Source organism: Pseudoalteromonas sp. NBT06-2 (genome assembly GCF_002276045.1).
Taxonomy (GTDB): Bacteria; Pseudomonadota; Gammaproteobacteria; order Enterobacterales; family Alteromonadaceae; genus Pseudoalteromonas.
The window spans coordinates 19451-32352 of sequence record NZ_NQMR01000042.1 but is presented as its reverse complement, the minus strand read 5'-3'; the positions used below and the strand labels follow the sequence as shown (position 1 = coordinate 32352).

Here is a 12902-nt window from a genome sequence, read left to right as displayed (position 1 = left end):
ATATTTCCCTCTTTTAATCTTATGTTACTGCGATTTACGCACGCGTAAATACCACTCAGATAATAGTCGTACTTGTTTTTGGGTATAGCCTTTCTCAACCATACGATTGACAAAATCTTCATGTTTTTTCTGATCGTCTCCAGAAGTTTTAGCGTTAAATGAAATAACAGGTAATAAGTCTTCGGTATTTGAGAACATTTTTTTCTCAATGACAGTTCTCAGTTTTTCGTAACTAGTCCAAGTTGGATTTTTGCCATTATTGTGTGCTTTAGCACGTAATACAAAGTTTACAATCTCGTTTCTAAAATCTTTAGGGTTTGAAATACCGGCAGGTTTTTCAATTTTTTCAAGTTCGGCATTTAATGCTGATCTATCAAAAAGTTGACCTGTGTCGGGATCTCTATACTCTTGGTCTTGTATCCAAAAGTCAGCATAGGTTACATAGCGGTCGAAAATGTTTTGTCCATATTCTGAATATGATTCTAAATAGGCTGTTTGGATTTCTTTACCTATAAACTCAACATATTTAGGAATTAAAAAACCTTTCAAAAATTCAAGATATTGCTCTTGAATATCTTGTGCGAATTGCTCTCTTTCGATCTGTTGTTCTAGCACATAAAATAAATGAACAGGATTGGCAGCGACTTCTGTATGATCAAAGTTGAATACGCGAGATAAAATTTTGAAAGCAAAACGAGTAGATAACCCTTTCATACCTTCATCAACGCCAGCATAATCTTTATATTCTTGGTAAGATTTTGCTTTTGGGTCGGTATCTTTTAATGTTTCTCCATCATAAACTCGCATTTTTGAGTAAATACTAGAGTTTTCAGGCTCTTTCAAACGAGACAATACACTAAATTGCGCTAAAGTTTCTAAGGTACCAGGCGCACATTGAGAGGTCTTTAATTCACTACTTTCTATTAACTTATCATAAATTCTGACTTCTTCAGTCACGCGTAAGCAATAAGGGACTTTTACAATGTATACACGGTCCAAGAAAGCTTCATTATTTTTATTGTTTCTAAATGTTTGCCATTCTGATTCGTTAGAGTGAGCTAATATTATTCCTGTAAATGGTAGTGCAGATAAACCTTCTGTTCCGTTATAATTACCCTCCTGAGTTGCTGTCAATAATGGGTGTAATACTTTGATGGGAGCTTTGAACATTTCAACAAATTCCATCAAACCTTGATTTGCTCTACATAAAGCACCTGAGTATGCATAAGCATCAGGATCATTTTGAGCAAAGTGTTCAAGTTGTCTAATATCTACTTTACCTACTAAGGCGCTAATATCTTGATTATTTTCATCGCCAGGTTCAGTTTTTGCGATAGCTGTTTGATCTAAAATAGAAGGGTAACGCTTAACAACTTTAAATTGACTAATATCTCCATTGTATTCATGTAAACGTTTTGCAGCCCAGGGAGAGATTATTGTTTTTAAGTATCTTTGATTTATACCATATTCTTTCTCTAATAAGTCTCCATCTTCTAAATAGTCAAATAATGATAATGGATGATCATTAACTGGAGAACCTTTAATGCAGTATATTGGCATTTTTTGCATTAAAAACTTTAACTTTTCTGCTAATGAAGATTTACCTCCACCAACTGGCCCTAGCAAATATAATACTTGTTTACACTCTTCTAAACCTTGTGCTGCATGTTTTAAATAGGAAACTATTTGTTCAATAGCCTCTTCCATGCCATAAAATTCATTAAATGCAGGGTAACGCGCCATAACACGGTTAGAGAAAATTCGACTTAAAGTCGGATCTTGTGATGTATCGACCATTTCGGGGTCACCGATGGCCATTAATAATCGTTCAGAAGCACTGGCATATGCGGATTTATCATTTCGGCATATCTCTAAAAATTCAGATATTGTATATTCTTCTTCTTTGGCTGCTTCATATCTGGCCTGGTAGTGATCAAATATTGTCATATGGACCTCCAATCATTATCACAAAAACATTTTTTAAATTAATAGCTCTACTTTAAGCGTAGACGTTGTTATGAAATAAAGTGAAGATTTTTACTATAGAATTGTAATTGTTAATGTTATTAGCAATAAAGGCGCTCAATTTATAATAGAATAGAGATTTATAAATAATAAAAAAAGGCACTCAATGAGTGCCTTTAAAGTCATGCTAATTAAAAGTTATGCAAAGTTTTTATTTGCAAACTCCCAATTAACTAATGCCCAAAAACCATTTAAGTAATTAGGACGAACATTGCGGTAATCGATGTAATATGCATGTTCCCATAAGTCTACTGTAAGAATTGGTGTTACGCCATCTTCAGTTAATGGTGTCGCTGCATTTGAAGTATTCACAATATCAAGTGAACCATCAGTAAGTTTAACTAACCAAGTCCAGCTTGAACCAAAGTTATTTACCGCTTTATCATTTAATGCAGATTTGAATTCTTCAAAAGAACCCCATTTAGCATTGATAGCATCTGCGATTGCACCTGTAGGTGCTCCGCCTGCATTTGGTGCAAGTGAGTTCCAGTAAAAAGTATGGTTCCAGATTTGAGCTGCATTGTTAAATATGCCGCCTTCTGAAGAACAAACAATTTCTTCTAATGTTTTATTAGCTAAATCAGTACCTGAAATTAAACCGTTAAGTTTAACAACATAAGTATTATGATGTTTGCCGTGATGGAATTCTAAAGTTTCTTGTGAAATATGCGGTGCAAGTGCATCGATTGCATATGGTAGTGACGGTAGTTCAAATGCCATTTTTATCTCCATGGTATTTTGTTAAGTACAACTGCTTTGTGTTATGATATCCGTAGCCTTTCAAAATAAGGGCTTCAGAGTTTGAGGAGGTAATCACATCAAAGTATCACTTTAGCCAATGGTAATTTCCTTAGCTAAAGTGATAACACTGAGCTGCTTTTCTCCTCAAACCCCCTGAGGGCAAGTCATATTCCAAGTTATCTTCGTTGTTGTGAAAACTTTTAGGAGAATAATCACTTATTCACTTTCACGCTAAGAATCTAACTTGGATATTATTTGCTGAAACTCCTTATTATGAATGGTACGGGTATATATTCCCGAGTATTTTACTCAAGTTTTAATAAACAGCAATGTTAATATACTCATGATTAAGTTACTTTTTTATAAATAGTATAAATTAAGTGCTATTTTAAATACATTTATTGTAGTCAATTTTAGGCGTTTTGAGGTTGTAGATGGAAACCATAGATAAAATTAAACAACAGATTTCTGAAAATCCAATTATTCTTTATATGAAAGGCTCACCAAAATTACCAAACTGTGGCTTTTCATCTCAAGCATCACAAGCTTTGATGTCTTGTGGGGCACAGTTTGCCTATGTTGATATCTTGCTTAATCCTGATATTCGAGCTGAATTACCAGCATATGCAGATTGGCCTACATTCCCACAGTTATGGGTTGATGGTGAATTAGTTGGTGGATGTGACATTATTATTGAAATGTTCCAAAAAGGTGAATTACAACCTTTAATCGCAGAAACTGCTGAAAAATATAAATCAGAAGATGATTCTATAGAATAATTAACTTTAGTATCAGCAAAAAAAAGCGAGCTAAGCTCGCTTTTTTTATATCTTAAATTTATTACTTACATTTTATTTGGCTTACCTCTCTTATACGTGTTTCTCGAGTAATTTTAAAACTAACAAAAAAATAAGCTATATTACGTCTATTAACGACATAAAAATTACACATTTAAAAAAGAATAAAAACAATTCGGTTAATTGGTATTACCATGAATAATTATTCATTTTTATCTTGGTTTACGTTTACGTAAACGTATGGGTTAGGTTGGTTTTGTTTACATTTGTGTTAATATGACACCAGTGTCACAAAAAAAATAAAGGGTTTTTCGTGGAATTTAACTGAAATTGTTAATTGTATTGTTCCATCGATGAATATGAGAAATATTCATATTCATGAATATGTATTCACAAAAAGTTTGACTATGAATGAATTTATAGTTAATTTTACTCTCTGCTAGAGTTCATTTTATTTAAAACTGAGCACGTCGCATTTTCAAACTCTAGTAATAGCAAGGGGAGGGGGCATACATGTTATATGACTCAAGATACGAAAAAGATAACTGTGGGTTTGGACTAATAGCCCATATTGATGGGCAACCAAGCCATAAATTAGTACGTACAGCCATTACAGGTTTAGATCGTATGCAACATCGTGGGGGGATTGCTGCTGATGGAAAAACGGGTGATGGATGTGGCTTATTATTACAAAAACCTGATAGTTTTTTCCATGCAATAGCGCAGGAGAAGGATTGGCACTTAGGTAAAAATTACGCCGTAGGCATGGTTTTTTTAAATCTTGATTCAGATATTGCAAATCGCACACGCGTTATTATTGATGAAGAACTAGAAAAAGAAACTTTATCAATTGTTGGCTGGCGAGAAGTTCCCACAGATACAGCGAGTTTAGGTCCAATTGCAATTGAACAGTTACCAAGGTTTGAACAAGTATTTATTAACGCACCTGAAGGGTGGCGGCCAAAAGATTTAGAACGTCGTTTATACATCGCACGAAGAAGAATTGAAAAACGCATAGATTTTGATAAAGATTTTTATTTTGCAAGCTTATCTGGCTTAGTGACAATTTATAAAGGCCTAGTCATGCCAGCTGACTTACCAAATTTTTATTTGGATTTAGCTGATATGAGAATGCAATCTGCAATTTGTGTATTTCATCAAAGGTTTTCAACAAATACACAACCTCGGTGGCCTCTGGCGCAACCTTTCAGATATCTAGCGCATAATGGTGAGATCAATACGATTGAAGGAAATCGTCAATGGGCTAGAGCACGTGAATATAAATTCTCATCACCATTGTTACCTGATTTAAGTTCTGCAGCTCCATTTGTAAATGAATCGGGTTCAGATTCATCATCACTTGATAATATGCTGGAAGTTTTTCTGGCTGGCGGTATGGATATTTTCCGTGCTATGCGTATGTTAGTACCACCTGCATGGCAAAAAAATCGTGCGATGGATGATGATTTACGTGCATTTTATGATTTTAATTCTATGCATATGGAACCATGGGATGGTCCGGCTGGTATTGTAATGTCAGATGGTCGGTTTGCGGCTTGTAATTTAGACCGAAATGGTCTGCGTCCAGCAAGATATGTAATAACACAAGATGGCTTTATTACCTTAGCGTCAGAAATCGGTATTTGGGATTACTCTCCAGATGAAGTTGTTGATAAGGGCAGAGTAGGACCGGGTGAGTTACTGGTTATTGATACATTACATGGTAAGGTTTGGCAATCAGATGAAATAGATCAAGATCTGAAATCTCGCCACCCATATAAAGAATGGTTAGAGAAAAATGTTAAGCGGTTAGTGCCATTTGAAAAAATTGATAATGCATTAGATAGTGCGCGTAAGTGGGATGAGGAACAGTTGAACCTGTATCAAAAAATGTTTGGTTATTCTAACGAAGAGTTAGATCAGGCATTACGTATCATGGGCGAAAACGGACAAGAAGCGACAGGCTCTATGGGGGATGATACACCATTTGCGGTACTTTCAAGTAAAGAACGTTCTCTGTTTGATTATTTCCGTCAAAAATTTGCGCAAGTAACTAATCCTCCTATTGATCCTTTACGTGAAAACCATGTTATGTCACTGGCGACATGTATTGGTCGTGAGCAAAATGTATTTAATGAAACTACAGGACATGCAAAACGATTACAGTTTGATAGCCCTGTATTGATGTGTTCTGATATTGAGCAGCTCGTAAATGAAGATCAAGCACATTATTCTAATGCAACAATTAATCTTAATTATTTACCAAGTGAAGGTTTAAAGTTTGCACTAAAACGTATTTGTAATGAGGCACAGCAATTAGCAAAGAATGGCATTGTCTTAATTATTTTATCTGATAGAGATTTAACAAAAGACACTTTACCTGTTCCAGCAGCTATGGCTGTTGGTGCAGTACAGAGACGCCTAGTGGATAACAGCTTACGTTGTGATACTAACATAGTAATTGAAACAGGAGCCTGTCGAGACCCACATCAATTTGCTGTTTTATTAGGTTTTGGAGCCACAGCCGTTTATCCATATTTAGCATTTGCCTCTCTTGCAAAAATGGTACGTGATACAGTTATTAAAAAAGATGATGCTCAAGTATTCATCTCTTATAGAAATGCGATTAATAAAGGTCTATATAAGATAATGTCTAAAATGGGGATCAGTACAATAGCGAGTTACCGTTGTTCTATGCTATTTGAAACTGTAGGACTTGCAGATGAAGTTGTCGAACTCTGCTTTAAAGGTGTTAGCAATCGAATTCAAGGTGCTGACTTTACTGATTTCCAACAAGAGCAAACCAATTTATCTCGTAAGGCATGGATAAAACGTAAACAGTTAGATCATGGTGGTTTATTAAAATATGTTCATGATGGCGAATATCATGCGTATAATCCAGATGTAGTTGGCACATTACAAACAGCAGTAAGGTCCGGTGATTATGCCGATTACTTAAAGTATGCTGATTTAGTAAATAATAGACCTGTGACTACTTTTAGAGATTTATTAAAGCTCAATGTTTCTGATAATGGTATTTCTATTGATGATGTAGAGCCTGCTATAGAGTTATATAAACGCTTTGACTCTGCCGCTATGAGTATTGGTGCTTTATCACCTGAAGCTCATGAAGCACTTGCAATTGCCATGAATACCTTAGGTGGTCGTTCTAATTCAGGAGAAGGCGGTGAAGATGTAAAACGCTTTGGTACGGTTAAAAACTCTCGTATAAAACAAGTTGCATCGGGACGTTTTGGTGTAACAGCGCATTATCTACGTAATGCTGACATTATTCAAATAAAAGTAGCACAAGGTGCAAAACCGGGTGAGGGAGGGCAATTACCAGGTGATAAAGTAACACCTTATATTGCTAAGTTAAGATTTTCAGTGCCAGGTGTCACATTAATTTCACCTCCACCACATCATGATATTTATTCTATTGAAGATTTAGCACAGCTTATTTTTGATTTAAAGCAAGTAAATCCACAAGCATTGATTTCAGTTAAACTAGTATCTGAACCAGGAGTAGGTACCATTGCAACAGGTGTTGCAAAAGCTTATGCTGATTTGATCACAATTTCAGGTTATGACGGCGGTACAGGTGCAAGTCCATTAACATCAGTTAAATATGCAGGTAGCCCATGGGAGCTCGGATTAGCTGAAACACAGCAAGCACTAGTTGAAAATGGTTTAAGACATAAAATACGACTTCAAACAGATGGCGGTTTAAAAACAGGTTTAGACATTGTTAAAGCAGCTATATTAGGGGCTGAAAGTTTTGGCTTTGGTACAGGACCTATGGTAGCACTTGGCTGTAAGTTTTTAAGAATATGCCATCTAAATAACTGTGCAACGGGTGTTGCAACTCAAGATGAAAAGTTACGTCAAGATCATTATCATGGTTTACCTGAAATGGCGATGAATTATTTTAAATTTATAGCACAAGAAGCGCGTGAAATCATGGCAAGTCTAGGTATCACTCGTTTAGTAGATTTGATTGGTCGAACTGATTTACTTGAAGCATTAGAAGGTAAAACATCTAAGCAAAGCAAGATTGATTTATCAGGTTTATTAGCTAAACCAAATAATAAATCAGGTGAAACACTGTATAACTCGACAGAAAATATATCTCATTATAGTGGTGCTTTAAACGAAAAGTTACTGGGGCAGGCAACTAAGGCGATTAATGACAAGTTAGGTTTACAGATAAGAACACGCATTTGTAATACTGATCGTTCAGTAGGAGCTATGCTTTCAGGGTATATTGCTGAAAAACATGGTAATCAGGGAATGGTAACAGCACCTATCCATATTGAATTTACAGGTACTGCAGGACAATCGTTTGGCGTTTGGAATACTGGCGGTTTAGATATGACCTTAGTGGGTGATGCTAATGATTATGTTGGTAAAGGCATGACGGGTGGTAAGTTAATCATACGTCCTCCCGTTGGTTCGGCATTTAAGAGTCATGAAGCAACAATCCTTGGTAATACCTGTTTATATGGGGCTACAGGCGGTAAATTATTAGCTGCCGGTTGTGCTGGAGAGCGCTTTGGTGTTCGTAATTCAGGTGTTATCGCTGTTGTAGAAGGTTTAGGTGATAACGGTTGTGAATATATGACAGGCGGGATTGTGTGCGTACTTGGTTCTACAGGTATTAACTTTGGTGCTGGTATGACAGGTGGTTTTGCATATGTATTAGATGAAGCCGAAGATTTTGCAAAACGAATGAACTCAGAACTTGTTGAACTCGTAGATATGAATGATTTGGTGATCCATCATGAACATTTACGTGGCCTAATTGCTGAGCATTTAGATGAAACCGGTTCATGTCGTGCTGAGATGATATTAGAAGATTTTGAAAATTATGTATCAAAATTCCGTTTAATTAAGCCTAAGTCTAGTGATGTAAGTAGCTTATTAGGTCATCGTGCAAGAAGTAGTGCCGAGTTAAGAGTTCAGGCGCAATAGGAGAGTTTTGATGCCAAATAATGTTTATCAGTTTATTGATGTTCAGCGAGTCGATCCGCGAAAAAAGCCAATATCAACACGTAAAAAGAAATTTATTGAGATTTATGAACCTTTTTCTAAAAAACAAGTCGATTCACAAGCAGATCGTTGTCTTGATTGTGGTAATCCATATTGTGAATGGAAATGTCCAGTTCACAACTATATACCACAATGGTTAAAGTTAATTAAAAATGGTCGTATTTTAGAAGCCGCAGATTTATCACATCGTACAAATAGTCTACCAGAAGTGTGCGGACGTGTATGTCCTCAAGATAGATTATGTGAAGGTTCTTGTACCATAGATGAAGATTTTGGTGCAGTTACTATTGGTAATATAGAAAAATATATTACGGATACAGCACTCGAAATGGGTTGGAAACCTGATATGTCACATGTGGTATTTTGTGATAAAAAAGTAGCGATAATTGGTGCCGGTCCAGCCGGTTTAGCATGTGCTGATATTTTAGTTAGAAATGGTGTGAAACCGATTGTTTATGATCGTCATCCTGAAATAGGCGGATTATTAACGTTTGGAATTCCTTCTTTTAAGCTTGAAAAAAGCGTTATGCAAAAGCGCCGTGAAATATTTGAAGAAATGGGTGTTGAATTTCGTTTAGGTGTCGAAATTGGTCAAGACATCAGCATGGCACAATTAGATCAAGACTTTGATGCTGTTTTCTTAGGTGTTGGCACTTATAAAAATATACGTGCCGGACTCGAAAATGAAGATGCACAGGGAGTGTATGATGCCTTACCATTTTTAATATCTAATACTAATCGCGTTATGGGTTATGAAAAAAAAACCGATGAATATGTTGATATGGCAGGTAAAAAGGTTGTTGTTTTAGGTGGTGGTGATACTGCGATGGATTGTGTTAGAACTTCTATACGCCAAGATGCAACTGAAGTTATTTGTGCTTATCGTCGAGATCAGGAAAATATGCCTGGGTCAAAACGTGAAGTGAAAAATGCGCAAGAAGAAGGTGTAGACTTTATGTTTAACCTTCAACCATTGGGGATTGAACTCAACTCATCAGGTCAAGTCTGTGGAATAAAAATGGTAAAAACACAATTGGGTGAACCTGATAATAAAGGGCGTCGGCGTGCAGAAACGGTAACGGGCTCTGAACATACATTAGAAGCTGATGCAGTGATAATGGCTTTTGGGTTCCAACCACATGCAATGCCTTGGTTAGAGCCTTTGGGTGTTGAACTAGATCAATGGGGGAGAATCAAAGCACCTGAAGGCGCTGTATTTACCCATCAAACCACAAACCCTAAAATATTTGCTGGTGGCGATGTGGTACGAGGCTCTGATTTAGTAGTTACAGCTATATTTGAAGGTCGAAATGCAGCCGAGGGCATAATGGACTACTTAGAAGTATAATATAGTTGCATTACTTCAAAAAAGGTTTGATTAATCAAACCTTTTTATATATCCAAGCCACTTCAAGATGCGAGTTTCAGAACTACTAAGCAACTCATAAACTAGGCATATCTTTGTATTAATGGTTGCTCCCTTAAAAGAAGATGGACCGGTAATATACACCTGTATTATTCATAGTACCTATGACATCCCTGTACAACAAGGAGCATGATTTGCTAATAAGTCCCCGCAGAGTTGGTTTAGAAACGCTTTATGCTGCGTTATTGATCTTGAAAAGGGAATAACCTATTTTCTGCAATTAATGCCTTGCCTAAAGCGTTTCTAACTCCAACTGAACTCTGTATTTTGAAGTGGTTTGGGTATATTTCCTAAAATCACTAATTATTATTTTTCTGATACTTGGTCTAATTGGACTTGTTCATTCTCTTCCGTCGTTTCTTCAAATGATAGGTCTGGAGTTTGCAGAGTGACAATTAAAGCTGGCATGATTTGACTATAAAATTCATGATTAAAATCACGTGCGTTCTTGGGCAATTCATTTATAAATGTAATAATGTTATTTGTAATGGTTTCTTTATCACCTGTTATATTGGTTTTAGCAAGTTCGCTATTTAAGTTTGTAGTTAAACTCTCTAATGTTGCTTCAAGCACAGCCAAATTATCTTCATTATGGGCTTGTACAACAAAAAAATTACTAGCGATAGCCTGTATATTGTGGCTGTGTTTTGGTCTGAGAATTTTAGCTTCAATATATTGCGGTATTTGATTTTTAAATTGAGAAACAGCATGGTTTTGTCTTTCAACAAATATTTGTTTTTTTAATAGTTCAGCTTTCTTTTTTGAGTTCTCAATTGAAAGAAAGACCCCTAGTAATGCAATGAGTAATACGATGGTAAAAAAGACGATATATGTCATAAAAATTCCAAATGAGGTATACGGTAAAATGCCGGGGAATAAGTCAATTCCCTTTTAAAATAACTATAAAGTTAAATTATTAATATAAAGGGTTGCCCCAATTAAGCTTTTTTCTTAAAACATTATAATATGAATAATCTTTCGGATGAACTAATCTAAGAGGCGAATCTCCCTTTTTAATGACAATTTCATCACCAGGCATAACAGCAAGTACAATATGACTATCACAACTTACTTGTAGATTATCATCATTATTTAAACTTAACTTTAATCTAATTTCACTTTGTGCATCTACTACTAATGGTCTACTCGATAGTGTATGTGGAAACATAGGTACTAAAGCCATTGCATTAATATCAGGTGTTAAAATTGGACCTCCACCAGAAAGTGAATATGCTGTCGAGCCTGTTGGTGTTGAGATTATTAAACCATCAGATCTTTGAGAAAATACAAAGTCATTATTAATGAATGCTTCGAATTCAATCATATGGGCTACTTTATCAGCATGTAAAACTGCTTCATTAACTGCTGAGTTTGAGCTTTTTAGTTTCTCATGACGATAAACTTCAACTTCAAGTAAAAACCGTTTCTCTTCTCGATATTCACCACTTATAACTTGCTCTACTGCACCTTGAAAAGATTCAGGATCTAAATCTGTTAAAAAGCCTAAATTACCTCTATTTACACCTATAACAGCGATATCAAAACGAGAAAGTACTCTTGCTGCGCCTAGCATATTGCCATCACCGCCAACAACAATAGCTAAATCACATAGTTTACCTATTTCAACTAAATCAACTAATTTTGCATGTTCTATAGGCATTTGCTGACCAGCTCTTTGCTCTATAAGAACATCACAGCCTAATGCTAAAAGAAAAGAATGTAGGTTTTGTAAGGTAGAATTAGCGCCATCATGGTTCGGTTTTCCAATAAGGCCTATTTTTTTAAATTTTTGTTTCATAATTAATCTACAAATGAGCAGGTTTATAACTGAGTTTTAAGTATATAGAAACGTTAAGTTAAAAACACCACTTGAAATCAAATGCTCTCCCCCCATATCTTTGAATATGAAGTTAAGTGCCCGTGATCAACAAATATTTACAGCAATAATGAGTCTTTACTGCGATGGTGAAGGTTCTGCTATTGCTTCATCGAGAATTGTTAAGCAAAAAGGTATGTCTATGTGTTCTGCAACAGTAAGGAATGCAATGGCACGTCTAGAAAAACTTGGATATATATATTCTCCTCATACCTCCGCTGGTCGCATTCCAACTAAAAAAGGTTATCAATATTGGTTCGATGAGTTTTTTTCGTTATCTGAAGTTGCTTCTTTTTGGCAACCAAGCCAAGATGTTTTAATTGAGTTCTCTCATTTTATTAGTCAAAAATATCAAGTATGTGTTTTTACTGGTTTGCCGCAAAAAATTTCGCAAAATGTATTTCGTGTAGAAGTACTTGACTTTGATAAAACCCATTGGCTTATTTTATTGATAGATAGACAAGGGCAAAGTCAAAATATCAAAATTACAAAACCATTAGAAGCGAATGAAGAGATACGTAATCAATTTAATGCTTGGTTAAATATGGTGTTTGGTCAACAAACATTAGCTGAAGGGTTAAAAAGAATGCAAGCTATGGCCAATACAGCACCTATGTTTTGTCATGGCTCACTTGCTCAATGGACCCGTGCACTAGCCGAAAAGCTAGGTGATGAAGATTGTATTGTCGTAGGTGACAGTTATTTATTTAAGCATATCAAACAATCTGAACAACCATTAATTGGTTCGCCATTATTAAATTATGTAGAAGACAAGTTAGCACTTAAGCAAGGTATATCAATAATATGTGGTGACGACTTACCTTATAAAGGCTTTGAAGGATTATTTTTATTAAGTATTCCATACTTTTCACAGCAGTATTATCAAAGTCGTTTTACAATTTTGTGTGAAAACTCAGCTGAAATTGAAGCAATGATCAACGAATTTTCAATATTCGATGATATTGATTTAAACGACTAAAATAATTTT

Annotated in this window: 8 protein-coding genes; 4 read left to right on the top strand and 4 right to left on the bottom strand. The window is 35.5% G+C overall.

The window, feature by feature from the left end; genetic code table 11:
- Positions 1-24: 24 nt before the first annotated feature.
- Complete coding sequence (locus CJF42_RS10815) at positions 25-1947, bottom strand: PrkA family serine protein kinase (RefSeq protein WP_095366702.1); 1923 nt, start codon at positions 1945-1947, stop codon at positions 25-27.
- A 216-nt stretch (positions 1948-2163) separates the two neighbouring features.
- Complete coding sequence (locus CJF42_RS10810; protein WP_095366701.1) at positions 2164-2745, bottom strand: Fe-Mn family superoxide dismutase; 582 nt, start codon at positions 2743-2745, stop codon at positions 2164-2166.
- 455 nt (positions 2746-3200) lie between these two features.
- Here CJF42_RS10810 and CJF42_RS10805 point away from each other — a divergent pair, with 455 nt between their 5' ends.
- From CJF42_RS10805 to CJF42_RS10795, 3 genes are all read left to right on the top strand, one after another.
- On the top strand, positions 3201-3545 hold the full coding sequence (locus tag CJF42_RS10805) for a Grx4 family monothiol glutaredoxin (protein ID WP_095366700.1): 345 nt from the start codon (positions 3201-3203) through the stop codon (positions 3543-3545).
- A gap of 531 nt (positions 3546-4076) precedes the next feature.
- Positions 4077-8534 carry a glutamate synthase large subunit gene (gltB, locus tag CJF42_RS10800; protein WP_095366699.1) on the top strand — a complete coding sequence of 1486 codons (4458 nt, stop codon included), beginning with the start codon at positions 4077-4079 and terminating at the stop codon, positions 8532-8534.
- Between the two features lie 10 nt (positions 8535-8544).
- Positions 8545-9960 carry a glutamate synthase small subunit GltD family protein gene (locus tag CJF42_RS10795; RefSeq protein WP_095366698.1) on the top strand — a complete coding sequence of 472 codons (1416 nt, stop codon included), beginning with the start codon at positions 8545-8547 and terminating at the stop codon, positions 9958-9960.
- Between the two features lie 384 nt (positions 9961-10344).
- On the opposite strand, the gene CJF42_RS10790 is transcribed toward CJF42_RS10795, so the two are convergent.
- Together CJF42_RS10790 and nadK are read right to left on the bottom strand one after the other, a co-directional pair.
- Positions 10345-10875: a hypothetical protein gene (locus tag CJF42_RS10790; RefSeq protein ID WP_095366697.1), complete on the bottom strand. Its 531-nt coding sequence runs from the start codon at positions 10873-10875 to the stop codon at positions 10345-10347.
- Between the two features lie 79 nt (positions 10876-10954).
- Positions 10955-11836, bottom strand: a complete 882-nt coding sequence (gene nadK, locus CJF42_RS10785) for an NAD(+) kinase (RefSeq protein WP_095366696.1) — start codon at positions 11834-11836, stop codon at positions 10955-10957.
- A gap of 106 nt (positions 11837-11942) precedes the next feature.
- Between nadK and CJF42_RS10780 the strand changes: the two genes are divergently transcribed.
- Positions 11943-12893, top strand: coding sequence for an HrcA family transcriptional regulator (locus CJF42_RS10780; protein ID WP_095366695.1), 951 nt, complete (start codon positions 11943-11945; stop codon positions 12891-12893).
- The last annotated feature ends 9 nt before the right edge of the window (positions 12894-12902 follow it).

Coding starts and splice junctions, on each gene's coding strand:
- CJF42_RS10815 (WP_095366702.1), bottom strand. CDS start 1,947: ATGACAATATTTGATCACTACCAGGCCAGATATGAAGCAGCCAAAGAA.
- CJF42_RS10810 (WP_095366701.1), bottom strand. CDS start 2,745: ATGGCATTTGAACTACCGTCACTACCATATGCAATCGATGCACTTGCA.
- CJF42_RS10805 (WP_095366700.1), top strand. CDS start 3,201: ATGGAAACCATAGATAAAATTAAACAACAGATTTCTGAAAATCCAATT.
- gltB (WP_095366699.1), top strand. CDS start 4,077: ATGTTATATGACTCAAGATACGAAAAAGATAACTGTGGGTTTGGACTA.
- CJF42_RS10795 (WP_095366698.1), top strand. CDS start 8,545: ATGCCAAATAATGTTTATCAGTTTATTGATGTTCAGCGAGTCGATCCG.
- CJF42_RS10790 (WP_095366697.1), bottom strand. CDS start 10,875: ATGACATATATCGTCTTTTTTACCATCGTATTACTCATTGCATTACTA.
- nadK (WP_095366696.1), bottom strand. CDS start 11,836: ATGAAACAAAAATTTAAAAAAATAGGCCTTATTGGAAAACCGAACCAT.
- CJF42_RS10780 (WP_095366695.1), top strand. CDS start 11,943: ATGAAGTTAAGTGCCCGTGATCAACAAATATTTACAGCAATAATGAGT.